The following is a 23,536-nucleotide window of genomic DNA, read 5'->3' as shown; positions in this document are numbered from 1 at the left end:
CCAGCTGAACTACCGCTCCGCGCTTGAAACATTTGCCTGGTGCTTAATGGTGGGTGCTGAGGGTTTCGAACCCCCGACCCTCTCCGTGTAAGGGAGACGCTCTACCGCTGAGCTAAGCACCCTAGCGAGTCGATTAGTTTACTGCATCCTTCAGGGCTTTACCAGCCTTGAATGCAGGATTCTTCGAAGCAGCGATCTTGATGCTGTCGCCGGTCTTCGGATTGCGGCCGGTGCGCTCGGCGCGCTCGCGGACCTGGAAGGTACCGAAGCCAACGAGGGTGACGGCGTCGCCCTTCTTCAGTGCCTTGGTGATTTCGCTCACAACCGCGTCAACAGCACGGCCAGCTTCAGCCTTGGAGATGTCAGCGGCAGCGGCAACGCCATCGATCAATTCGGTTTTATTCATTCTTGAAACTCCCTTTGCGGCAGATGCCGCGGAATCGACAATCGGCGCTCTTGCCGTAAGCGAAGAACCCGACACAAGTGGTATCGCATGACGCATCACATTTGCCGCGCCCACGAGTCGTGCATTTATACCAGCGCCCCCAACAGCACGCAAGCCAAAACCCAATAACGACGCGGGTTTTGGCTTGTTTTGGCGAGGCTCAGACAGCCCTCGTTAGTGCTTGACGCGGGTACCCGGCGTGCTACGCGACTTGCCGCGCACGGTCACGCGCGAGGCCGCCTTGCGTGCCTTTTCCTTGCCGGCCTTCTTCGGCGCGAGCGGACGTTCCAACGCCAGATCGAGCACCTCGTCGATCCACTTCACCGGCACGATCTTCAGATCGCGGGTCACGTTCGGCGGGATGTCGGCCAGATCCTTGCGGTTCTCGTCGGGGATCAGCACGGTGCGGATGCCGCCGCGCAGGGCCGCCAGCAACTTCTCCTTCAAGCCACCGATTGCCGATACCCGCCCACGCAGGGTGATCTCGCCGGTCATCGCCACGTCGGCGCGGATCGGCACCCGGGTCAGTATCGACACCAGCGAGGTCACCATCGCGATACCTGCGCTTGGACCGTCTTTGGGCGTGGCGCCGTCGGGCACATGCACATGCACGTCCTGCTTCTGCAGGAAATCCACATCGATGCCAAGCCGCTCGGCGCGCGAACGCACCACCGACAATGCAGCCGATGCCGATTCCTTCATGACATTGCCGAGCTGGCCGGTGAGGATCAGGTTGCCCTTGCCCGGCACCAAGGTGGACTCGACCTGCAGCAGTTCGCCGCCGACTTCGGTCCATGCCAGACCCGTGACCAGACCGATCTCGTTTTCTTCTTCGGCACGGCCGAAGTCGAAGCGACGCACGCCCAGATACTTGTCGAGATTCTTCGCGTTGACGGTGACCAGTGCCTTCGGCTTGCCCTTCTTGGCAACCGCCTTTTTTGCCGCCGGCTGCGGACCTGCGAGCGCGATCTCCTTGACCACCTTGCGGCAGATCTTGGCCACTTCGCGTTCGAGATTACGCACACCCGACTCACGCGTGTAGTAGCGCACGATGTCCTGGATCGCATCGCTGGCGATTTCGATCTCTTCCGGCTTCAGGCCGTTGGCCTTGATCTGCTTGGGCACCAGGTAGCGCGTGGCGATATTGAGCTTCTCGTCCTCGGTGTAGCCGGGGATGCGGATCACTTCCATGCGGTCCAGCAACGGACCCGGAATATTGAGCGAGTTGGAGGTGGCGACGAACATCACCTCCGACAGGTCCAGATCGACTTCCAGGTAGTGGTCGTTGAACGAGTTGTTCTGCTCCGGATCGAGCACCTCCAGCAACGCCGACGACGGGTCGCCACGGAAGTCCATCGACATCTTGTCGATCTCGTCCAGCAGGAACAGCGGGTTCTTGCTGCCGACCTTGTTGAGGTTCTGCACCAGGCGGCCCGGCATCGAACCGACATAGGTCCGGCGGTGGCCCCGAATCTCGGCCTCGTCGCGAATGCCGCCCAGGCTCATGCGCACGAACTTGCGGTTGGTCGCCTTGGCGATCGACTGCCCGAGCGAGGTCTTGCCCACGCCCGGCGGCCCGACCAGGCACAGGATCGGCCCCTTCATCTGCTTCACGCGCGACTGCACGGCCAGGTACTCAAGGATGCGTTCCTTGACCTTGTCCAGGCCGTAGTGATCGGCGTCCAGCGTGTCTTCGGCAACCTTGAGGTCCTTGCGCACTTTGGTGCGCTTTTTCCACGGCACGCCCAGCAGCCAGTCCAGGTAGTTGCGCACCACGGCCGCCTCGGCGGACATCGGCGACATTTGCTTGAGTTTGTTGAGCTCGGCCTTGGCCTTGGTTTCGACCGGCTTGGGCATGCCCGCCTCGGCGATCTTGCGCGCCAGCTCTTCCAGCTCGCCGGGCGCATCGTCCAGGTCGCCCAGTTCCTTCTGGATCGCCTTCATCTGCTCGTTGAGGTAGTACTCGCGCTGGCTCTTTTCCATCTGCGACTTCACGCGGCCGCGGATGCGCTTTTCCAGCTGCTGCACGTCGATTTCGCCATCGACCAGACCGACCAGCAATTCCAGCCGCTCGCCGATATCGGTGATCTCCAGCAGGCGCTGCTTGTCGGCCAGACGCACACCGATGTGGGCGGCGATGGTGTCTGCCAGGCGGCCCGGCTCATCGATGCCGGCCAAGGTCTGCAGCAGCTCCGGCGGCAGCTTGCGATTGGTCTTGACGTACTGTTCGAACAGCGACATCAGCGATCGCGCAATCGCTTCCACCTCGCGCGGCTCACGCGCATCGCTGGCTTCGATTTCGGTGCCCTGCCCCTGCAACGCGCCGTCCTGCTCGACCACCTTGTCCACGGTGACCCGCGACAGACCCTCGACCAGCACCTTGATGGTGCCATCGGGGAGCTTGAGCAGTTGCAGCACCTGCGCCAGGGTGCCGACGGTATACAGATCGCCGGCAGCCGGGTCGTCGGTCTCGGCCGACTTTTGCGCAACGAGCAGGATGCGCTTGTCCGCCTCCATCGCTTTTTCCAGCGCACGCATCGACTTGTCGCGGCCGACGAACAGCGGGATCACCATGTGCGGAAACACCACCACGTCGCGCAGCGGCAACACTGGCAGATCGAGAATTTCTGGTTGGGACTGGGCCATGGGGCACTCCGCAGGAATGGGGGTTTTTGGGGCAGTAAAAAGCCGATGGCCCCGTTATGGGGCCATCGGCGAGGTGTTGCAAGTAGCGTTCGGAAAGCGGTTATCCGCCAGCGAGGCCGAGGCCTGGCGAGGCGGCCAACGGACTCAGTCTCCGGACGCAGCCTTGGCGGGCGCCGGTTGCGCCTGGTAGATCAGATACGGCTCGGATTTATGCTCGATCACCGACTCGTCCACCACGACCTTGCTGACATTTTCCTGCGACGGCAGCTCGTACATCGTGTCCAGCAGCACCGATTCGACGATGGTGCGCAGGCCGCGGGCGCCGGTCTTGCGCTTGAGCGCCTTCTTGGCGATCGCAGACAGGGCATCGGGGCGGAACTCCAGCTCCACGCCTTCCATGTCGAACAGCTTCTTGAACTGCTTGGTGATGGCGTTCTTGGGCTCGGTCAGGATCTTGATCAGCGCCGGCTCGTCCAGCTCTTCCAGCGTGGCGACCACCGGCAGACGGCCGACGAACTCGGGAATCAGGCCGAACTTGATCAGATCTTCCGGCTCGACTTCGGCCAGGATCTTGCCCACTTCCTGCTTGCGCTCGCTGCTCTTGACCTTGGCGCCGAAGCCAATGCCGCCGGCATCGTTGGAACGCTGCTGAATCACCTTGTCCAGCCCAGCGAACGCGCCGCCGCAGATGAACAGGATGTTCTTGGTGTCCACCTGCAGGAATTCCTGCTGCGGATGCTTGCGGCCACCCTGCGGCGGCACCGAGGCAACCGTGCCCTCGATCAGCTTCAACAGCGCCTGCTGCACGCCTTCGCCGGACACATCACGGGTGATCGACGGGTTCTCGCTCTTGCGCGAGATCTTGTCGATTTCGTCGATGTAGACGATACCCTGCTGCGCCTTTTCGACGTCGTAATCGCACTTCTGCAACAGCTTCTGGATGATGTTTTCCACGTCCTCGCCGACATAGCCGGCTTCGGTGAGCGTGGTGGCATCGGCGATCGTGAACGGCACATTGAGCAGGCGCGCCAGCGTTTCGGCCAGCAGCGTCTTGCCCGAACCGGTCGGGCCGACCAGCAGGATGTTGGATTTCGCCAGCTCGACGTCATCGTTCTTGCTGCGGCTCTCGATACGCTTGTAGTGGTTGTACACCGCTACGGCGAGCGTGCGCTTGGCGCGCAGCTGCCCGATCACGTATTGATCCAGCACCTCGAGAATCTCGCGCGGCTTGGGCAGGCTGGAACGTGCCGACTGCGCCTTCTCTTCGAGTTCCTCGCGGATGATGTCGTTGCACAGCTCAACGCACTCATCGCAGATGAATACGCTGGGACCGGCAATCAGCTTACGGACTTCATGCTGACTCTTACCGCAGAACGAGCAGTAGAGAATCTTGTTGCTGTCGCCGGAACGACCTTGGCGGTCTTCGCTCATGCTTCTGTTACCCAGTTACCCCACCCGATGCACGGGGGTTCGATTTCGAGAATAGCACAGGGTCGGGAGGACATTCGCCCCGCCCGACCCTGCCGGTTTTTCCTACAATTTCAGTGACTTGACGATCAAGACGGCTGGATCGACTCTTCCGGACGACGCTCGAGCACCTGATCCACCAAGCCGTAGGCCTGCGCATCGACCGCGCTCTTGAAGTTGTCGCGTTCGGTGTCGCGCGCGATGGTCTCCAGCGATTGGCCGGTGTGCTTGGCCAGGATCTCGTTCAAGCGCGAACGCAGGGTCAGGATCTCGCGCGCGTGGATGTCGATATCGGTCGCCTGGCCCTGGAAGCCACCCAGCGGCTGATGGATCATCACGCGCGAATTCGGCAGCGCGTAACGCTTGCCCGCCGCACCCGACGCCAGCAGCAACGCGCCCATCGAGGCGGCCTGGCCGACGCAGATGGTGCTGACGTCCGGCTTGATGTACTGCATGGTGTCGTAGATGGCCATGCCGGCGGTGACCACACCACCGGGCGAATTGATGTAGATGCTGATGTCCTTTTCCGGGTTATCCGCTTCCAGGAACAACAGCTGGGCAACGATCACGTTGGCCATATGGTCGTCGATCGGACCGACCAGGAAGATCAGACGCTCCTTCAGCAGACGCGAGTAGATGTCGTACGCACGCTCGCCACGGCTGGTCTGCTCGACCACCATGGGCACCAGGTTCAGGGCTTTGGTCACAATGCTCATCAGTCTTCCCGTTGTGGCAGCGGCCTGTGCCGCTGCCCGTGTTCGACATCCGCACCCCAGACTGCGGGCGCGGTTCTTCTCTTACTGCCGGATCAGACGCGGATGGCGTCCTGGAACGACAGCGACTGCTCGGTGTGCTGGGCGCGCTCGGCGATCCAGTCGATCACCTGCTCTTCCATCACGCGGCTCTGCAGCCCGTTCATCAGTTGGGGGTCGTTGCGGTACATCTCAATGACCTGTTCCGGCTCTTCGTAGGTCGAAGCGATCAGACGCAGCGTTTCGCTGACGCGCTTGGACTCCAGGCGCAATTCGTTGCGGCGCGCCACCTCGCCCACGAGCAGGCCGACCAGCACGCGCTTGGCGGCGGCATCCATGAATCCCTGGTGCGCGTCGGCCGGCACCTGACCCGGATCGCGACCGCTGCGGCGGACCTGCTCGACCTGCTGGGCCAGCATCGAACGCGCTTCGTTCTCGACCAGGCGCGGCGGCATTTCGACATGCGCGTAGGCGGCAATCAGCTGCTCGCCCACTTCGCGGCGCAGGCGGTTCATCAGCGCACCCTTGAGCTCGCGCTCCAGGTTGGTACGGATATCGGCGCGGAACTGCTCGGCATCGCCACTCTTCACGCCAAAGCTCTTGATGAACTCCTTGTCCACTGCCGGCAACACCGGCTCGGAGACTTCGACCGCCTTGACGTGCACCTGCACGGTCTTGCCGGCCAGCTGCGGCACGCGCCATTCGGCGGGGAAATCGACGGTCAGGGTCTTTTCTTCACCCTTGGTGAGGCCTTCCAGACCCTTTTCGATCTGGTCGAACATCACGCCCGAACCCAGCACGCTGCTGCCGGTCTCCACGCCTTCGGCGGGCAGACGCTCGTCGCCGGCCTGCGACCAGGTCTCCAGCGCCACCAGGTCGCCGACCTGCGCACCGCGCTCGACCGGATTCCAGGTGCGGCGCTGCAGGCGCAGGTTTTCGATCATCTGGTCGATGTCGGCATCGGTCACTTCAGCGGTCGCGCGCACCACCGACAGCTTGGTCACGTCGATGTCGCCGAAATCCGGCACCACTTCGAAGGTGGCGACGAAGTCGAAATCGGTCTCGCCCTGATCGATACGCGGGTTGCCGGCCAGGCGCAGCGAATGCTCGCGCACGGCCGAATCGAAGGTCTCGCGCAGCAGGCCTTCCATCGCCTCGGCACGCACCTGCTGACCGAAGCGCTGCTCGATCACCTTGGTCGGCACCTTGCCGGGACGGAAGCCCTTGATGCGCGTGGTCCGCGCAAGCTCGCGCAGGCGGCCACCAACGTGCGTCTCCAGGCGCTCCTGCGGCAGGGTGAAGGTCAGGCGGCGTTCCAGACTGCCGGTGGATTCGATCGATGCTTGCATGTTGACTCCTGCCACCGACAGCGCACAGCGTCGGCACGAGATGGAAGATGCGGGTTGACGGATGGCGAGAATGCCGCCGAGCCTTGTAGTTTCGCCGATAACGGCGGCCGCTGCCAGCGGCATGCGTGCAGCGGCCTCACGGACAGAAGCGACTGGTTTGCAGGAAATGCAGCGGCCGGAACCCACACGGCCGCGCGGCGTTGGTGCGAAAGGGGGGACTCGAACCCCCACGCCTTGCGGCGTCAGAACCTAAATCTGGTGCGTCTACCAATTCCGCCACTTTCGCAATGCCGTAGATGCCCGGCTATTGTTGCAGGGATGCCGGTAAAGAAAAAGCGCTGCGAGGCCTGGGCGCGTGATGACTGCAGTGGGCATGGGCTGCTTGGCGCGGTGACTTGAGGCTCACGCACTGCAGAGGGGCGGCAGCGGCCAGCCCGCCTGAATCCAGACAAAGCCCATGTTCGCTACCGGCACTTTGCAGCAACCGGATTTGCGAAAATTCCGTTAATTCCATTCCGGGGGCAGCAATTGCAATGACAGACCGATATCGCCAGATTGTGGCACTGTCGCGCGATTGCATCAAAGAGATCGACCTGGATGGGCGAATCACGTCGGTCAACCGCAACGGCCTGGTCGGACTTGGGGCCAGTTCTGCGGATCAGGTTGTTGCCCGCCCCTGGCGCGAGCTGTGGCCACTCGAGGCGGCGGCCATGGTGGATGCGGCCATGGCCGAGGCGGCCAAAGGCGCAACCCGGGAATTCGAGGCCAGCTGCGTGAACCTGGCCGGCGTGCGCCAGACCTGGCAGGTCGTCACCAGCCCATTGTTCGACGAGCTGGGCAAGGTCGAGGCCATCCTGGCGGTCAGCAGGAATGTCTCCGACCGCCGTGCGCTGGAGGCAGCCTGTCACACCCTGGACAGCACCCTGTCGGCAGAACGCGCGTTTTCCACCAGTGCCCTGATGCTGGCGCGCGCGCGCGAAACCTCGCTGTCGACCGAGCTGCACAGCCTGCGCGACTTGCACGAGCGCATCGAAGGCGACCTGGACATCGCGCGCGCCGCGCAGAACGCCGCCGAGAAGATCTCCGAGCAGGCGCAGAAAGGCGAAGCGGTAGGACAACTGCTGGCCGGCGTGGTCCACGACTTGAACAACGTGCTGCAGGCTGCCACATCGGCGATCGACCTGGTCGTGCAGCGCGCGCAGATCGACGCGCACGACGCCAAGTTGCTAAGCGTGGCCGACGCGGCGCTTCAACATGGCTCGGTGATGGCGCAGCGCCTGGTCGGCTTCTCGCGTCAGTACCCCTACAGCCCCGAAGCGGTGGACCTGGCCGAACTGGCAGAACAGCTCAGCCCGTTACTGGAACAGGTGGTCGGCGCAGACCTGCGGTTGCAGCTGCGCACCGCAGAGGGCGGATGCTGCGCGATGGTCGACCGCCACACCGTGGAGCGCGCCATCTTGAACCTGGTGATCAATGCGCGCGATGCCTGCACCAGCGGCGACTGCATCAGTGTGGAAACTGGCGAAACCTTCGTCACCGAGGAGCAGGCGCGACTGGCCAAACCGGCCGGGCACTACATGACCATCGCGGTTGCCGATACCGGGCACGGCATGGACAGCGTGGTGCAGGCGCGGTTATTCGAGGCGTACTTCACCACCAAGCACGCCAATAAGGGCGCTGGCCTGGGATTGGCGCAGGTCTATAGCGCCGTGCGCCAGGCCGGCGGTTTTATAGACGTTTTCTCGGCGCCGGGCCAGGGCGCGCGCTTCGTGCTGGCATTTCCGCGCGTGCAGCGAGGCTAGACGCCTGTTGCGGGTGTTGCACGGACGCGCTTATGAGTGACATGGCTGCTTCCTGCAACTGCTTGCAGATCGCAGAGCACGTCGCGCCAAGCGCTCAGCACAGGCAACGACGGGGTGCAGGAGTGGCGCACGGCGCTACTTCTGGCATCGCCGACGATCTCACCGGGGTTCGATCGCTGACCGCGGCTGCGGCAAGCGCGCTCCAGCCAAGGCATTCGATAGCGAGCGTTGCCCAAGGGCGTTGTAAAGCCATTGGTATCCAGCCGGATCTTGCGCGGGCGACGCCAAACTATCGCGGCCTTGATGCGTTCACAGCAGGCCAACCTGGGCGCCTCTGTTTTCAGTCCGGGAAAAAGAAAAGCACCTAGGCAGACGCCTAAGTGCTTTTATTTGGTGGGCCGTCAAGGATTCGAACCTTGGACCTATTGATTAAGAGTCAACTGCTCTACCAACTGAGCTAACGGCCCTGAAACTGGTCGCACATTGTATGTGCATTTTTGCTTCGTTGCAACACCCTGTGACACATCGGGTCAAACATTCCTGCAATCGCTTGTCATCAGTGGGGTGGCTGAGGGGACTCGAACCCCCGACATCTGGAATCACAATCCAGTACTCTAACCAGCTGAGCTACAGCCACCACTGAAAACCTGCTTCCTACCGTACCGCCGATGGCGCGCCCGACAGGACTCGAACCTGTAACCGCCGGCTTAGAAGGCCGGTGCTCTATCCGGTTGAGCTACGGGCGCCCGGACCGAACTTCGCATTCCCACGCCGTCGAAAGCTCGGAATGGTCGGGGTAGAGGGATTCGAACCCCCGACATCCTGCTCCCAAAGCAGGCGCGCTACCAGACTGCGCTATACCCCGGCGGGACCTTTCAATCCCGAAGGCTCGAAAGGTCGGCTATTTTGGGAATGATTGGCCTCGCTGTCAATCACCCTGTGTAACTTGAACGATCAGCTATCCTCACACCAACGTTCGCCAGTAGGGTGAGCACTATTTTCATGGAGAACATGCATGCGTAGCGGTAACCCTGCCCTTCGGGAATCCACATTCCTCGACTCCGGCTCCGGCTCGATCGTCACCCGCGACGGTCAGGCGATGACCCTCAACGGCACGGTCAACAAGACCGGCGCGTTGTTGCTGATGGCGGTGATCACGGCCGCCTTCGCCTGGTCGCAATCGATCGGGGCCGATGGCATGCCGCTGCCCGTCGCGCGCATCTACATGATCGCCGGCGCGATTGGCGGCCTGGTATTCGCGCTGGCCACCAGCTTCAAGCCGACCTGGGCACCGATCACGGCGCCGCTGTATGCATTGATCGAAGGCTTCTTCCTCGGCTCGATCTCTGCGGTGTACGAAGCGCGCTTCAACGGCATCGTGTTCCAGGCCGTCCTGCTCACCTTTGGCACCCTGTTCGCGCTGCTGTTCGCGTATCGCAGCGGCATGATCAAGGCCACCGAGAACTTCAAGCTGGGCGTGGTCGCAGCCACCGGCGGCATTGCACTGGTGTATCTGGCGACCATCGTGCTGGGCTTGTTCGGTGTGCGCATCCCTTTCATCCACGACTCGGGCCTGATCGGCATCGGCTTCAGCCTGTTCGTGGTGGTGGTGGCGGCACTGAACCTGGTGCTGGACTTCGACTTCATCGAGAGCGGCGTCGAACACGGTGCGCCCAAGCACATGGAGTGGTACGGCGCATTCGGCCTGATGGTGACGTTGGTGTGGCTGTACATCGAGTTCCTGCGCCTGCTGTCGAAGCTGCAGTCGCGCAATTGAGCGGGGTATCGGGATTGGGGAATCGCGACAGCGTTTCCCCTGCGCTCGATGGCCGAGGACGGCTCAGGAGGAATCCCGAGCAAACAGAAAGGGCGCCTAGGCGCCCTTTCTTTTTGTGCAATTTGCCAGTGCGCTCAGAGGCGGCTGGCGATGGCCTTGGCAAAGCCCATGGTGTTACCGGTGCCGCCCAGGTCGGGGGTCAACGAATCCTTGGCTTCCAGGGTAGCGACGATGGCTTCGCGCAGGCGCTCGGCGTTCTGCGGCTGACCGATGTGGTCCAGCATCTGCGCTGCGCCCAGCAGCAGCGCGCACGGGTTGGCCTTGCCCTGCCCTGCGATATCCGGCGCCGAGCCGTGCACGGCTTCGAAGATCGCTGCGTCCAGACCGATGTTGGCGCCCGGGGCCAGGCCCAGGCCGCCGACCAGACCTGCGCACAGGTCGGAGATGATGTCGCCGAACAGGTTGGTGGTCACGATGATGTCGAACTGCTCCGGACGCATCACCAGCTGCATGCAGGTGTTGTCGACGATCATTTCCTGGAATTCGATGTCCGGATACTGCGCGGCGACATCGCGTGCCACCTTCAGGAACAGGCCCGAGGTCGACTTGATGATGTTGGCCTTGTGCACGGCGGTGACCTTCTTGCGGCCGGTGCTCTTGGCCAGCTCGAAGGCGTAGCGCACGATGCGCTCGGAGCCCTTGCGGGTGATCCGGGTACCGGAGAACGCGGTCTCGCCATCCTCGGACACGGTCTGGCCTTCGCTCAGGTACGCGCCTTCGGTGTTTTCGCGGACGGTGATCAGGTCCACGCCGTCGGCGAAACGCGACTTGGTGTTCGGGAACGACTTGGCTGGACGCACGTTGGCGTACAGGTCGAACTTGCGACGCATGGCGACGTTGATCGAGCTGAAACCCTCGCCGACCGGCGTGGTCAGCGGGCTTTTCAACGCCACCTTGTTCTTGCTGATCGACGCCAGAGTGGACTCGGGCAGCAGATCGCCATGCTTTTCCAGGGCGACCAGGCCGGCGTCGGCGTACTCGTAGGTCAGGCCAGCCTGCAGCGCGTCGAGCACGAACAGCGTGGCATCCATGATCTCCGGGCCGATGCCGTCGCCGCGGATGACCGTGATTGTCTGCGTCATAACGTTGGGTTTCCGAACTTGAAGGGGGGAGCGCCAGCCGCGATACCCGGCAGAGCGGCGCAAGGAGGTTTCACGGGCAATTATGCCCGATGCCGGTGAAGGCGCCCAAACCGACCTTGGTCTAAGGGTGCAGGCGCCCGAACGCAACGCGCCGCCTCGGTGGGCGGCGCGTGCGTTACTCGCTTTGACGAACCCTGATCGACACTTGCGTGCCGCAGCGACCCGTTCAGTCGTGTGCGTGCTGGGCCGGCGCCTGCGCACCGCCTTCGAGCTGGTCCAGGAAATCCACCGCGCGGCGAAGATGCGGGATGACAATGGAGCCGCCGACCACCAGGCCGACCGAGAAGGTTTCGAAGAACTCTTCCCGGGTCACGCCGGCTTCCTTGCACTGGGCCACGTGATAGCTGATGCAGTCGTCGCAGCGCAGCACCATCGAGGCGACCAGGCCGAGCAGTTCCTTGGTCTTCACGTCCAGCGCGCCGGCCTGGTAGGTCTGGGTGTCCAGCGCGAAGAACCTCCGCACCACCTGATTCGGCTCGGCCAGGATGCGCTGGTTCATGCGCTGGCGGAATTGCGTGAACTCGCGCAGGCGGTCGGCGCTGCCGTCGTCGGGACCACTCATGCCTGGCCGCCCGCGCTGCCGGCCAGCAGCGGCTCGAGCTTGCCGGCACGATGCATGGCCATCATGTCGTCGTAGCCGCCCACGTGGACGTCGCCGACGAAGATCTGCGGCACGCTGGTGCGCTTGGCCAGGGCGATCATCCTGTCGCGTTCGGCCGGGTCCAGGTCGATCCGCACCTCGGTCCAGGTCTTGCCCTTGCTCTTGAGGAAGTTCTTGGCCGCCACGCAATACGGGCAGATGGCAGAGGAATACAGGGTGATCTGCGGGCCGGAGGCCGCGTCCTGCTCGGTATGGTCTTGGCTCACGGGAAACTCCGTGGTTGGTGTGAGGTCTGACACATGGTACCGGGCGACTGGAATTTCCATGTCGTCACCGCAACACTGTGGGTTAACCGATGATTCACGCCTCTGCGCCGGGCTGCCCGCATGCTCCGCGCACCACCTGGGAGTTCCACTTGCGCCTGCTACCGCTCGCCACTGCCCTCACGCTGGCCGTCGCCATGGGCGTGGCACCTGCGCAGGAAAGCCGCCTGCCCGATATCGGTTCGTCGGCCGGCGAGTTGCTGACCCCGGCCCGCCAGGCCGAATACGGCCGGATGATGCTGGCCGAGTTGCGCAACTACGACTACGTGCTGGACGACCCGCTGATCACAGACTGGCTGCAGACCATGGGCACCCGGCTGGGCGCCAACAGCGACCAACCGCAGCAGCCGTTTACGTTTTTCATGCTGCGCGACCGCCAGATCAATGCATTCGCCACGCTGGGCGGCTACATCGCCGTCAATGCCGGGCTGGTGTTGACCGCCGAGCGCGAGGACGAAGTGGCGGCGGTGCTGTCGCACGAAATCGCCCACGTCACCCAGCAGCACGTGCTACGTGGAGTGGAGCGAGCGCAGCGCGACCAGATTCCGATCCTGCTCGGCATGCTGGCGGCGGTGGTGGCAGCGCAGCAGGCCGGGGGCAACTCCAAGGGCGACGCCACCATGGCCACCATCACCAGCGCGATGGGGCTGATGCAGCAGCGCCAGATCGACTACACCCGTTCCAACGAATCCGAAGCCGACCGGCTGGGCATCCGCACGTTGGCGCGCAGCGGCTACGACGTGGATGCGATGGCCGGCTTCTTCGAGCGCATGTCGGTGGCGATGCGCGCCAACGAGGGCGGCTACAGCGCGCCGGATTTCCTGCAGACCCATCCGGTGACCGTCACCCGCATCAGCGAGGCCAAGTCGCGCGCCGAACAGATGAAGAAGAACACCGTGGTGCTGACCACCTCGGTGCCGGGCGGGACGCGCCAGGAGCGCGTAGACCCGGCCGACCCGTCGCTGTCGGAGCCGCTCAGTCGCAATGGCAACGCGCTGCTCCCTTACGCGCTGCGGTTGCCGGTGGATGCGCTCAGCCGCGGCGGCGACCAGCAGGGTTTCGATTGGGCCAAGGAACGCCTGCGCGTGCTCAGCGCAGCCACGCCGGATGCGGCCATTCGCGAGTACGAAAACCTTCGCCGCAGCGCCAAACAAGGCTTGAGCGATCCGCAGCGCTATGGCCTGGCGCTGGCGCGGCTGCGCAACAGCGGCGGACGGCCGGGCGAGCCGGTGGCAGAGCTGACCAGTCTGCTCGAGGCGCATCCGGACAATGTGTGGCTGGCGCTGGGCCTGAGCGAGGCGCAGGCGCGCGTGGGCCCGCGCGAGGCGGCCAATGCCCGCTTCGATGCGTTGCTCAAGCAATTGCCGAACAACCGCGCGGTTGCGCTGACCTATGCCACTGCGCTCAACGAGCAGGCCAGCAAGGAATCCGGCCAGCGCGCGCGCCAGGTGCTGGAACCGTTGTTGCACCGGAGCAGCGACGACCCATTGCTGCAACAGAGCTACGCGCGGGCCTGCGAGCTGTCCGGCGACCCATTGCGCGCCAGCGAAGCGTATGCGGAGGCGGCGTTTTTGAACGGCCGCGCCGAACAGGCCCTGATCCAGCTGGAAGCACTGAAGAAGAAAGATCTCGACTATGTGACACGGGCGCGCGTGGATGCGCGCATCGCCGCGATCACCCCAACCGTGCTGGAGTTGCGTCGCCAGGGGATCCGCGACCCGGATTTGTCCACGCGCTGATCGCCGATGCATTGCCGGCCTGTTCACGACGGCACGGTATCGCGCGGCCGCCGGCCGGTAACGGAACTGCCCAGTCCGCTTCACGCCCCTGTTTCGCCACGCAGGCGCCGCCGGCGATGTCACATTAGAGTCACAAAACCGTAGTCTACTGGCGATCAACCAAAGCCAGACGGTAAGCCCCGCGTGCAGAAACGCATTCTGATCGTCGATGACGAACCCGCGATCCGCGACATGGTGGCGTTCGCGCTGCGCAAAGGCGAGTTCGAGCCCATCCATGCCGGCGATGCCCGCGAGGCGCAGACCGCCATCGCCGACCGCGTGCCGGACCTGATCCTGCTGGACTGGATGTTGCCGGGCACCAGCGGGCTGGACCTGGCAAGGCGCTGGCGCAAGGAGCAGCTGACCCGCGAGATTCCGATCATCATGCTCACCGCGCGCGGCGAAGAAAACGACCGCGTGGGCGGCCTGGAAGCCGGCGTCGACGATTACGTGGTCAAGCCGTTCTCGGCACGCGAGCTGCTGGCGCGCATCCGCGCGGTGATGCGGCGCACCCGCGAAGACGACGAAGACGGTAGCGTGGCGGTCGGCAAGCTGCGCATCGACGGCGCCGCGCACCGGGTGTTCGCCGGTGATGCGCCGGTGCCGATCGGCCCGACCGAATATCGTCTGCTGCACTTTTTCATGACACACCCCGAGCGCGTGTATACACGCACCCAGCTGCTGGACCATGTCTGGGGTGGCAGCGTGTATGTGGAAGAGCGCACCATCGACGTGCATATCCGCCGCCTGCGCAAGACGCTGGAACCGTTCGGGCTGGAAAACATGGTGCAGACCGTGCGCGGCTCGGGCTATCGTTTTTCCTCGGCGACCTGACGTGCCGCAAAGCCGCCCTGGCCGCAGTCCGGCCGGGTGGCTGCCTACCTGACGCTTCGTGGTAACGCCTTCCATGCCTCAACACATCCGTTCCGCCTGGCTCAAGACGCTCGGCACCCTCGCGCTGTTGTTGGGCGCTGCCGTCGTCGTCGGCGTGCTGATCGGGCATGTGTGGATGGTGCTGACGCTCACCGCCCTGGGCGTGCTGGCCTGGCATTACTGGCGGCTGCGCCAGGTGCTGCGGCGGCTGACTGCACGCCAGCGTGCCGAGCCTGCGGCCGGAATCGGGGCCTGGAACGAACTGGACCGGCTGCTGTATCGCAGCCAGGACGAAATGCGCGCGCGCAAGCGGCGCCTGATCGAAATGTTGCGCACTTACCGCGCCGCAGCGCAGGCGCTGCCGGATGCAGTGGTGGTCGTGGATCGCAACAGCCAGCGCGTGCAGTGGTTCAACAAGGCGGCCGGCGGTTTGCTCGGCCTGCACCATCCCGGCGACATGGGCGTGTCGATCGTGGAGCGGCTGCAGCCGTTGCCGCTGGCGCATTGGCTGGCGGCCGGGCGCAACGCCGAGCCGATGCTGGATGCCGCCTCGCCGGCAGACCCGGATCTGCGCCTGAATCTGCGCCTGATCCCCTACTCCGACGACTACTGGCTGCTGGTGGCGCGCGATGTCAGCAAGCTGCTGCGGCTGGAACAGGTGCGACGCGATTTCGTGGCCAACGTCTCGCATGAACTGCGTACCCCGCTGACGGTGGTGCACGGTTATCTGGACATGCTCGACCCGGAAGACTTCCCCGATTCGGGTCCGATGCTGGCGGAAATGCGCAAGCAATCCCAGCGCATGGCGCAGCTGGTCGAAGACCTGCTGACGCTGTCGCGGCTGGAATCGCAGGAAGAACTCGGCGAAGAACACGTGGCGATGGCGCCGATGCTGTCGACCTTGCGCCGCGAGGCCGAGGCGCACAGCCAGGGCCGCCACACCGTGGAGGTGATCGACGAGGCCGGCGTGGATCTGCTCGGCTCCAACAAGGAGCTGCACAGTGCGTTTTCCAACCTGGTGACCAATGCGGTGCGCTACACGCCCGGCGGCGGCACGGTGACGATCCGTTTCGTGCGCGAAGGCGATGGTGCGGCGCTGGCCGTGCGCGACACCGGCTATGGCATTCCCGCCTCGCACCTGCCGCGCATCACCGAACGCTTCTACCGTGTGTCCAGCAGCCGCTCGCGCGAGAGCGGCGGCACCGGGCTGGGGCTGTCGATCGTCAAGCACATCCTGGGGCTGCATCAGGCGCGCCTGGACATCGAAAGCGAAGTGGGACGCGGCAGCGAATTCTCGTGTCATTTCGTGCCTGCGCGCGTCGTGCAGCGCGAGCAATCGGTGCCACTGTCACGCTCGGCGTGATATGTAGTCAGTGCGCGCCGCAGCGCGCTGCGATGGACGCGTCTGCCACGCGCCGCATTGCCTGCGTTGCGCGCCCCAGGCAATTACACAACCCGTCTTGACGATCGATTCCATGGGCCACGCCAAAGAACTGCACGACATCACACCCGGCGACGACATCGCCACCGATCCGTTGCGTGATCCGGCGCTGTACATCAACCGCGAGCTGTCGCAACTGGACTTCAATTTCCGGGTGCTGGCGCAGGCGCTCGACGAGCAGGTGCCATTGCTGGAACGGCTGCGCTTCCTGTGCATCTCGTGCACCAACCTGGACGAGTTCTTCGAAATCCGCGCGGCCACGGTGCGGCACGCACAGGAGTTCGGGCTGCCGCCAGCACCGGACGGGCTGAGCCCGACCGCCATCCTCAACGCCGTGCACGATCGCGCCGCCAAATTGGTCGAGCAGCAATACCACGCGTGGAACGAGGTGCTGCGGCCGGCGATGGAAGACGCAGGCGTTGCCGTACTCAGCCGCTCGGCATGGACGGCGCGGCAGAAACGCTGGCTGCGTGCGTATTTCCGCAACGAGATCATGCCGGTGCTGTCGCCGCTGGGCCTGGACCCGGCGCACCCGTTCCCGAAGATCCTCAACAAGACCTTGAACATCGTGGTGGTGCTGGAAGGCCAGGACGCGTTCGGTCGCGCCGGGCATCTGGCCATCGTGCGCGCACCACGTTCGCTGCCGCGCATCATCCAGCTGCCGGCCAGCCTGTCGCCGGAGGGCACGCAGAGCTTCGTGTTCCTGTCGTCGGTGTTGTCCGAATTCGTCGACGAGCTGTTCCCGGGCATGCAGGTGATGGGCTCATACCAGTTCCGCGTCACCCGCAATTCCGAACTGGTGGTGGACGAGGAAGAAGTCGAAAACCTGGCACTGGCGCTGCGCGATGAACTGGTCACGCGCGGCTACCGTCCGGCGGTGCGGCTGGAGATCGCGCACGATTGCCCGGCGCCGATCCTGCGCACCTTGTTGCAGAATTTCGGCCTGAACGAGAACGCGGTGTACCGCATCACCGGGCCGGTCAACCTGAGCCGCGTCACCCAGGTCTATGACCTGGTGCAGCGCCCCGAACTCAAGTATCCCTCGTTCAATCCGCGCACCTTGCGCGACAGCGAGGGCATCTTCGAGATCGTCAAAAAAGGCGATGTGTTGCTGCATCACCCCTTCGATGCGTTTACCGCGGTGCTGGATGTCATCCGCCAGGCCGCGGTCGACCCGAACGTGCTGGCGATCAAGCAGACGCTGTACCGCACCGGCAAGGATTCGTTGATTGTCGATGCGCTGATTCTGGCCGCGCGCAACGGCAAGGACGTCACGGTGGTGGTGGAGTTGCGTGCGCGCTTCGATGAAGAAGCCAACCTGGGCCTGGCCGACAAGCTGCAGGAAGCCGGCGTGCAGGTGGTCTACGGCGTGGTCGGCTTCAAGACCCACGCCAAGATGCTGCTGATCGTGCGCCGCGAGGGCCGCAAGCTCAAACGCTACGTGCACCTGGGCACCGGCAATTACCACAGCGGCACCGCGCGCCTGTATACCGACATCAGCCTGATCACCGCCGATGCCGAGATCGGCAACGACGTGCACATGCTGTTCCAGCAGTTGTCCGGACTTGCGCCGCGCATGAAGCTGGACCAGTTGCTGCAGTCGCCGTTTACGCTGCATGCGGGCGTATTGAAGCGAATCGATCGCGAGACACGGCTGGCCCGCAAGGGTCGTCCGGGCCGCATCATCGCCAAGATGAACGCCCTCAACGAACCGCAGGTGGTGCGTGCGTTGTACATGGCCTCGCAGGCAGGGGTGCAGATCGATCTGATCGTGCGCGGGGCCTGCACGCTGCGCCCCGGGGTGCCAGGCGTGTCCGACAACATCCGCGTGCGTTCGATCGTGGGCCGCTTTCTGGAACATAGCCGCGTGTACTGGTTCGGCAACGACGGGGCCGCCGAGTTGTACTGCGCCAGTGCCGACTGGCTGGAACGCAATCTGCTGCGGCGGGTGGAGACCTGCTTCCCGATCCTGGAACCGGACCTGGCCAAGCGCATCTACCGCGAAGTGCTGCAGAACTATCTGGACGACAACGTCAGCGCCTGGGAGCTGGACGCCGAGGGCGTGTACCACAAGCGCACGCCCGCCCCGGGCGAGCCGGCGCATTCGGCGCAGATGACCTTGCTCGAGCGGATCTGAGCGCGCACTGCCGCACGCCAGGTGGCAAGCCGCTTGCGCAGGCATGCGGCATGCCCATCACGGCGATTGACCGCCCGCTTGCCGCGCTTGCGAATGCAGATCTGGTGCGCCTGCCGCTGGGCGCACGCATGGCCTCTCACGTGGCCAACAGCCCATCGGCTACCATGCGGCCATGCCAATGCCCTCCCCCACGATTCCGCCCCTGCGCGATGGCGATTTTCTTGCCGCCATCGACCTAGGCTCCAACAGTTTCCACATGGTCATTGCGCGCTACCTGATGGGTCAGCTGCGCGTCGTCGATCGCCTGCGCGAGACCGTGCGCATGGCCGATGGCCTGGATGGCAAAGGTGGGCTCTCCAATGAAGCACGACAGCGCGCACTGGAATGCCTGGCGCGGTTCGGCCAGCGCATTCGCGACGTGCCTTCGCTGCGCGTGCGGGCGCTGGCGACCAACACGGTGCGTCAGCTGCGTTCGCCACAGGCGTTTTTGATGCCGGCCGAAACCGCGCTGGGCCATGCGATCGAAGTGGTCAGCGGGCGCGAGGAAGCGCGCCTGATCTATCTGGGCGTTGCGCATGCGCAACCGCCCAAGCCCGACCAACGCCGGCTGGTGATCGACATCGGCGGCGGCTCGACCGAGTTCATCATTGGCCGCGGGTTTCAGACACTGGAACGCGAAAGTCTGCAGGCCGGATGCATTGCCAGCACGCGACGGTTTTTCCCCGGCGGCAAATTATCCAAGAAGAAATGGAAGGACGCGCTGACCGAGATCGGCGCCGAGTTCCAGCAATTTGCCGGCCAGTACAAGGCACTGGGCTGGCACGAGGCGATCGGCTCGTCCGGCACGCACAAGGCCATCGGCGAGATGTGCGCTGCGATGAAGCTGACCAAGGGCGCGATCACGGCGCAGGCATTGCCGGCGCTGCGCGATGAGTTGCTCAAGGCCAAGCGCATCGAAGACATCCAGCTGCCCGGCCTGGCAGCGGAACGGCGGCCGATCATCGCCGGTGGCATCCTGGTGCTGGAAGCTGCATTCCAGGCGCTGGGGCTGGAGAAACTGATGGTCAGCAAGGCGGCGATGCGCGAAGGCATCCTGTACGACATGCTTGGCCGCGGCGGCGAGAACGACCCGCGCGACAGTTCGGTGACCTCGCTGATGCAGCGCTACGGCATCGACGAAGTGCAGGCGCAGCGCGTGGAAGCGACCGCCTGCCGCCTGTTCGACCAGGTCTGCGAATCCTGGCAACTGGATGGCGACGATGCGCAGGTGCTGCGCCGCGCCGCGCGCCTGCACGAGCTGGGGCTGATCATCGCGCACAGCCAGTACCACGTGCACGGCAGCTACATCCTGGAACATTCGGATATCGCGGGTTTTTCGCGACAGGAACAGCAGGTGCTGGCGGCGCTGGTACGCACGCACCGGCGCAATGTGCCCAAGACGGCCTTCGATGCGCTGCCCGACCGCCTGCTGCTGCCAACCCGACGCAAGGCTGCGCTGCTGCGACTGGCGGTGTTGCTGCACCGCGCGCATGAGTCCGACCCGATTCCGACCCTGGAACTCACCGCCGACGACACCCGGCTGTCGTTGATCCTGTCGCAAAGCTGGATCGACTCGCGCCCGCTGCTGCGCGCCGACCTGATCGGCGAAGTCGACAGCATGGCCGGGCTGGGAATTGCGTTCAAACCGTTTGTGACCTGAGGCCTGCGGCCTCAGGCGGGAATCGGGAATAGACCACCACGGGGCTCTTAGAAGTTTCTGACTGGTGTCGATGGCGCCGAACCGGTGCAGCACGCTGCCTTTGCGATTCCCGATTCCCGATTCTCCATTCCCGTCACAGCTGTCACCGCCACGTCTTACTAGCGCAACATCAATGCCATCGCACTCCCGGAAGCTAGTCAAAACGGGAGAACGGGCATGCGCTACGCGATCGTTACCGAAACCTATCCCCCCGAGGTCAACGGTGTTGCGTTGACCGTGCATGGTCTGGAAACCGGTCTGCGCACGCGCGGACACCAGGTGGATGTGGTGCGGCCACGCCAGAGCGCCGATACCGCCCCGACCGATGCGCTGCTGGTGCGTGGCGCCTCGTTGCCGCGCTACCCGGGATTGAAATTCGGCCTGCCGGCGACGCAACGCCTCGTCCGTCATTGGCGCAGCACGCAGCCGGACGCGATCTATGTGGCCACGGAAGGCCCCCTGGGCTGGTCGGCAATGCGCGCAGCCCGCCGGCTCGGCATTCCGGTCGCCACCGGCTTCCACACCCGCTTCGACGAATACCTGCCCGACTACGGCGCTGCCTGGCTGCAGGGCACCGCGTTGCGCTGGATGCGGCGCTTCCACAACCAGGCCGATGCCACCCTGGTGCCCACGCGCGAGCTGCAGCAGTTCCTGCGCAACGATGGCTTTGAGCGTGTGCAATTGCTGGCGCGGGCAGTGGATAGCCAGCAATTCGATCCGAGCCGTCGCGATTGCGCATTGCGCGCCGATTGGGGCATCGAAGGCGAAGGCTTTGCCGCCATCTATGTGGGGCGCATCGCCAGCGAAAAGAATCTGCCGTTGGCCGTACGCGCCTTTCGCAAACTGCAGCAGATCCGCCCGAAGGCACGCTTCGTCTGGGTGGGCGATGGCCCGGCGCGCGAGAAGCTTGCGCACGACAATCCGGACTTCATCTTCTGCGGCGTCCAGCGTGGCGATGCATTGGCCCGTCACTTCGCCAGCGGCGATCTGTTCCTGTTTCCCAGCCGCAGCGAAACCTTCGGCAACGTGACGCTGGAAGCGATGGCCAGCGGCGTGGCGACGGTCGCTTTCGATTACGGCGCGGCCCGCGAATATCTGCGCAACGGCCATACCGGCGCGGCGGTGGACACCGACGAGGCCTTTATCCAGGCCGCCGTCGCGCTCACCGAAGACGACGCCCTGCGCCAGCGCATGGGCACGGCGGCGGCGCAGGCGATGAAAAAATTGCATCCGGACAATGTGGTCTGCGACTTCGAAGCCTTGTTGCTGGGGATCAGCGCTGCACGGGGGCGTTATGTCGTCAACGCGGCTTGAGGTCTTGCGCGGTCACGAAGCGCGCTGGTGCCGACGCGCCAATCTGTGGTGCCGACGCCACCCGGTACGGCGCGTCTTCGCCACTATCAGCCGCCTGGGCGACGGCGTGTTCTGGTACGCCTTGATGGGGTTGCTGGTGGTGCTCGACGGCATGGACGGTGTACGTGCATCGGCGCACATGGCTGCCACCGGCGTGCTTGCATTGACGCTCTACAAGGCGCTCAAACGCTGGACCCGGCGTCCGCGGCCATATGCGGCGGACGTGCGTATTCGCGCATGGGTGGCACCGCTGGACGAGTTCAGCTTTCCCTCCGGCCATACCTTGCACGCGGTGTCCTTCAGCATCGTGGCGCTGGCCTATTACCCCTGGCTGGCCCCCTTGCTGGTGCCGTTTTCGGCCGGCGTGGCGCTCTCGCGGGTGGTGCTGGGGCTGCATTATCCCAGCGACGTGCTGGCCGCCACGCTGATCGGCGTGCTGCTGGCCAGCCTGTCGCTGTGGGGCTTGCCGGTGGTGTTGGGATAAGCGCTAGGGGTTGCGTGATGGCGGCTCGCTGACAGGTAAGCGTAACGGCAAACGGACAGGTACCAAGACGCTGCCCAGTCAGCAACAAGGCCTCTTCGCCTCATCTTTCTCCCTTCGGGACATTGTCCTCCTTTATGGGGGAGAACGGCCGATGAGGGTACGTGCGAAGCCTCATGCACTCGCCGTCGATGGGTGTTTTCGCTAAAGCCGAAAAGAGCCCCAGCGCAGCAATTGCGACTCCAGCGCGTGGCTTCGCCCCGTACCCTCCCCCCCCCACCCCTCTCCCGCAGGGAGAGGGGATCTTGCGCTGCCGGTACGCGGTGAACTGACGGCAGGTTGCCCACCCACGCGCATGTCCCACGGCGCGTGCGACCCGCAGGATGTCTGAATGGCGATCGCCAGCCTGCGGCGTCGTTGCAAGTTGGCACACCAATCGCCGCGAAGCTGCAATGCTTCTGCGATTCCCGATTCCCGATTCCCGCCCCGCGCTGCCGCCGTACAATGGCGCAATGACGACCCTGTTCATTTCCGACCTGCATCTGGATCCGGCCCGGCCGGCAATCACCGAGTTGTTTCTGGAGTTCCTGCGCACGCAGGTTCCCGGCAGCGACGCGCTCTACATCCTGGGCGATCTGTTCGAAGCCTGGATCGGCGACGACACCCCATCCACCGCCGCCGATGCAGTGGCGGTGGCCCTGCATGCAGTGGCAGATTCCGGGGTGCCGGTGTTCTTCATGGCAGGCAACCGCGACTTCCTGGTAGGCGAAACCTATGCGCAGCGCGCGGGCTTCCGGATCCTGCCCGACCCCACCGTCATCGATCTGTACGGGCACACCACGCTGCTGATGCACGGCGATTTGCTGTGCACCGACGACACGGCCTACCAGGCCTTCCGCGCGCAGACGCGCGACCCGGTGTTCCAGGCGCAGTTCCTGGCCCAGCCGCTGGCCGCACGCGTCGCGTTCGCGCAGCAGGCGCGCGCTGCCAGCCAGGCGCGGCATGCAGAACTCAAGCAGGGCGACCAGTCGCGCTTCGAAACCGTCACCGATGTCTCGCCGGCCGAAGTGGAAGCCACCTTCGTGCGTTACGGGCTGGATCGGCTGATCCACGGCCACACCCATCGCCCTGCCATCCACACCTTGCAGGCCGGCGGCAACACCTGCACGCGCATCGTGCTGGGCGACTGGTACGAGCAAGGATCGGTCCTGCGCGTGGATGCCGATGGCGTGTCGCTGGAGCAGTTGGCGTTATAGCGCGGCAGATCCACGCGCCTGCCATGGCAGGCGCAGCGACGCGGTGCTGCATTCAAGGCACGCAGCAAGATCGAAAGCGCGCCTGATGCCACAGACACGCGGCGACGCAACGATG

At 64.4% G+C, this 23,536-nt stretch carries 18 protein-coding genes and 6 tRNA genes; 10 read left to right on the top strand and 14 right to left on the bottom strand.

All coding sequences use genetic code 11. The features are described from left to right. Positions 1-47: 47 nt before the first annotated feature. The 7 genes from J7396_RS01500 to J7396_RS01470 form a co-directional block, all read right to left on the bottom strand. Positions 48-122: transfer RNA gene (locus tag J7396_RS01500), tRNA-Val, on the bottom strand. 11 nt (positions 123-133) lie between these two features. Continuing rightward, positions 134-406: an HU family DNA-binding protein gene (locus J7396_RS01495; RefSeq protein WP_002806049.1), complete on the bottom strand. Its 273-nt coding sequence runs from the start codon at positions 404-406 to the stop codon at positions 134-136. A gap of 213 nt (positions 407-619) precedes the next feature. Further along, entirely contained in the window at positions 620-3,091 is a 2,472-nt protein-coding gene (gene lon / locus J7396_RS01490; RefSeq protein WP_008575007.1) for an endopeptidase La, read from the bottom strand. 144 nt (positions 3,092-3,235) lie between these two features. Continuing rightward, complete coding sequence (gene clpX / locus J7396_RS01485; protein WP_003483788.1) at positions 3,236-4,522, bottom strand: ATP-dependent Clp protease ATP-binding subunit ClpX; 1,287 nt, start codon at positions 4,520-4,522, stop codon at positions 3,236-3,238. 125 nt (positions 4,523-4,647) lie between these two features. After that, a complete protein-coding gene (clpP, locus tag J7396_RS01480; protein WP_002806026.1) occupies positions 4,648-5,274 on the bottom strand; it encodes an ATP-dependent Clp endopeptidase proteolytic subunit ClpP in 627 nt (208 codons plus the stop codon). A 92-nt stretch (positions 5,275-5,366) separates the two neighbouring features. Further along, positions 5,367-6,659 carry a trigger factor gene (gene tig / locus J7396_RS01475; RefSeq protein WP_209260847.1) on the bottom strand — a complete coding sequence of 431 codons (1,293 nt, stop codon included), beginning with the start codon at positions 6,657-6,659 and terminating at the stop codon, positions 5,367-5,369. A 201-nt stretch (positions 6,660-6,860) separates the two neighbouring features. After that, positions 6,861-6,945: transfer RNA gene (locus J7396_RS01470), tRNA-Leu, on the bottom strand. Positions 6,946-7,192: 247 nt separating this feature from the next. Between J7396_RS01470 and J7396_RS01465 the strand changes: the two genes are divergently transcribed. Further along, positions 7,193-8,461: a PAS domain-containing sensor histidine kinase gene (locus J7396_RS01465; RefSeq protein WP_008575006.1), complete on the top strand. Its 1,269-nt coding sequence runs from the start codon at positions 7,193-7,195 to the stop codon at positions 8,459-8,461. A gap of 391 nt (positions 8,462-8,852) precedes the next feature. Here the strand turns inward: J7396_RS01465 and J7396_RS01460 are convergent. The 4 genes from J7396_RS01460 to J7396_RS01445 all read right to left on the bottom strand — a co-directional run bounded on the left by J7396_RS01460 (position 8,853) and on the right by J7396_RS01445 (position 9,326). Then, positions 8,853-8,928 (bottom strand) — tRNA-Lys (locus J7396_RS01460). Between the two features lie 93 nt (positions 8,929-9,021). After that, positions 9,022-9,098: transfer RNA gene (locus J7396_RS01455), tRNA-His, on the bottom strand. 32 nt (positions 9,099-9,130) lie between these two features. Beyond that, positions 9,131-9,207, bottom strand: a tRNA-Arg gene (locus J7396_RS01450). A gap of 42 nt (positions 9,208-9,249) precedes the next feature. Then, a tRNA-Pro gene (locus tag J7396_RS01445) sits at positions 9,250-9,326 on the bottom strand. A gap of 150 nt (positions 9,327-9,476) precedes the next feature. On the opposite strand from J7396_RS01445, the gene J7396_RS01440 reads away from it, so the two are divergent. Beyond that, entirely contained in the window at positions 9,477-10,238 is a 762-nt protein-coding gene (locus tag J7396_RS01440; RefSeq protein WP_008575005.1) for a Bax inhibitor-1/YccA family protein, read from the top strand. 134 nt (positions 10,239-10,372) lie between these two features. Here the strand turns inward: J7396_RS01440 and J7396_RS01435 are convergent, their stop codons facing one another. From J7396_RS01435 to grxC, 3 genes are all read right to left on the bottom strand, one after another. Beyond that, positions 10,373-11,380, bottom strand: coding sequence for an isocitrate dehydrogenase (locus J7396_RS01435; RefSeq protein WP_008575004.1), 1,008 nt, complete (start codon positions 11,378-11,380; stop codon positions 10,373-10,375). A gap of 226 nt (positions 11,381-11,606) precedes the next feature. Further along, positions 11,607-12,002, bottom strand: a complete 396-nt coding sequence (locus J7396_RS01430) for a carboxymuconolactone decarboxylase family protein (protein WP_008575003.1) — start codon at positions 12,000-12,002, stop codon at positions 11,607-11,609. Then, positions 11,999-12,307 carry a glutaredoxin 3 gene (grxC, locus tag J7396_RS01425; RefSeq protein WP_033478922.1) on the bottom strand — a complete coding sequence of 103 codons (309 nt, stop codon included), beginning with the start codon at positions 12,305-12,307 and terminating at the stop codon, positions 11,999-12,001. The genes J7396_RS01430 and grxC overlap by 4 nt, the downstream gene beginning before the upstream one ends. Positions 12,308-12,396: 89 nt before the next feature. Here grxC and J7396_RS01420 point away from each other — a divergent pair, with 89 nt between their 5' ends. The 8 genes from J7396_RS01420 to lpxH all read left to right on the top strand — a co-directional run bounded on the left by J7396_RS01420 (position 12,397) and on the right by lpxH (position 23,421). Next, on the top strand, positions 12,397-14,103 hold the full coding sequence (locus tag J7396_RS01420; RefSeq protein WP_046931804.1) for a M48 family metalloprotease: 1,707 nt from the start codon (positions 12,397-12,399) through the stop codon (positions 14,101-14,103). 183 nt (positions 14,104-14,286) lie between these two features. Continuing rightward, positions 14,287-14,976 carry a phosphate regulon transcriptional regulator PhoB gene (gene phoB, locus J7396_RS01415; RefSeq protein ID WP_003483753.1) on the top strand — a complete coding sequence of 230 codons (690 nt, stop codon included), beginning with the start codon at positions 14,287-14,289 and terminating at the stop codon, positions 14,974-14,976. A gap of 73 nt (positions 14,977-15,049) precedes the next feature. Next, positions 15,050-16,378, top strand: a complete 1,329-nt coding sequence (gene phoR, locus J7396_RS01410; RefSeq protein WP_209260846.1) for a phosphate regulon sensor histidine kinase PhoR — start codon at positions 15,050-15,052, stop codon at positions 16,376-16,378. Positions 16,379-16,490: 112 nt separating this feature from the next. After that, positions 16,491-18,593 carry a polyphosphate kinase 1 gene (ppk1, locus tag J7396_RS01405; protein WP_008571427.1) on the top strand — a complete coding sequence of 701 codons (2,103 nt, stop codon included), beginning with the start codon at positions 16,491-16,493 and terminating at the stop codon, positions 18,591-18,593. Between the two features lie 178 nt (positions 18,594-18,771). After that, a complete protein-coding gene (ppx, locus tag J7396_RS01400; RefSeq protein WP_008571425.1) occupies positions 18,772-20,292 on the top strand; it encodes an exopolyphosphatase in 1,521 nt (506 codons plus the stop codon). A gap of 216 nt (positions 20,293-20,508) precedes the next feature. Continuing rightward, the gene (locus tag J7396_RS01395; RefSeq protein WP_008571424.1) at positions 20,509-21,645 is read left to right on the top strand and encodes a glycosyltransferase family 1 protein; all 1,137 of its coding nucleotides are present in this window, start codon (positions 20,509-20,511) and stop codon (positions 21,643-21,645) included. Continuing rightward, positions 21,626-22,168: a phosphatase PAP2 family protein gene (locus J7396_RS01390; RefSeq protein ID WP_008571423.1), complete on the top strand. Its 543-nt coding sequence runs from the start codon at positions 21,626-21,628 to the stop codon at positions 22,166-22,168. The genes J7396_RS01395 and J7396_RS01390 overlap by 20 nt, the downstream gene beginning before the upstream one ends. A 509-nt stretch (positions 22,169-22,677) precedes the next feature. Continuing rightward, positions 22,678-23,421 carry a UDP-2,3-diacylglucosamine diphosphatase gene (lpxH, locus tag J7396_RS01385; RefSeq protein ID WP_008571623.1) on the top strand — a complete coding sequence of 248 codons (744 nt, stop codon included), beginning with the start codon at positions 22,678-22,680 and terminating at the stop codon, positions 23,419-23,421. The last annotated feature ends 115 nt before the right edge of the window (positions 23,422-23,536 follow it).

Source organism: Xanthomonas sp. A1809, assembly GCF_017746015.1.
Classification (GTDB): Bacteria; Pseudomonadota; Gammaproteobacteria; order Xanthomonadales; family Xanthomonadaceae; genus Xanthomonas; species Xanthomonas euvesicatoria.
The sequence above is the reverse complement of the archived record's forward strand: the minus strand, read 5'-3'. Positions and strand labels throughout refer to the sequence as shown.